This window comes from Testudinibacter crocodili (genome assembly GCF_006228025.1).
Classification (GTDB): Bacteria; Pseudomonadota; Gammaproteobacteria; order Enterobacterales; family Pasteurellaceae; genus Chelonobacter.
Map to the genome: position 1 here is coordinate 1 of NZ_VDHF01000076.1, position 609 is coordinate 609.

Annotated in this window: 1 protein-coding gene; it reads left to right on the forward strand. The window is 45.2% G+C overall.

Going from position 1 to position 609, the window contains the following annotated elements:
- Positions 1 to 248: 248 nt before the first annotated feature.
- Positions 249 to 609 (forward strand): hypothetical protein (locus tag FHQ23_RS12675; protein WP_326480834.1); only part of this gene is annotated, 361 nt, incomplete at its 3' end.

Sequence of the window (609 nt, forward strand, 5' to 3'; positions counted from 1 at the left end):
GGCAGTTTGTTGCGGTCTCAGAAAATAGTCGGGCAAGAGGAAAAATTAATAATAAGGTATCACTTATTACTGGATTAATATTATGTGGGCTTTTATTTCCACATTCAAATACGGTTTATGCAAAATATTCTGATGGTCCAGGTCCCGAGCAAGACGCATGTAGACGAGCTGGAGGAACAGTTAGCTATGCAGGTATGCAGTGGTTTTGTCTTAGTGGTGGAGGGAGTTCAAATACAAATCTATCTGCGGTGCAAAAAATAGCTAAAGATGCACAGATTGCAGCGGATATTGCTAAAGCAACAGCTGATAGCAACAGAAACAATATTAATGCTTTACAAGAAGCAGATAAATTAAATGTTAAATACAATGCAGATAAAAGTGCGGTGGCACTGGCGGGCACCGGTGGCAGTAAAATCACTAACTTAAAAGACGGCACGGTTTCGGCGACTTCAACCGAGGCGGTTAACGGTAAGCAACTGTTTGGGGTGCAAACCATTGCCAATACTGCTAAGACCACCGCAGATGGCGCAAGAACCGCCGCCACCGCCGCACAGACTACGGCAACGGCAGCACAAAACACCGCCAATGCGGCCAACAGCACTGCCAATA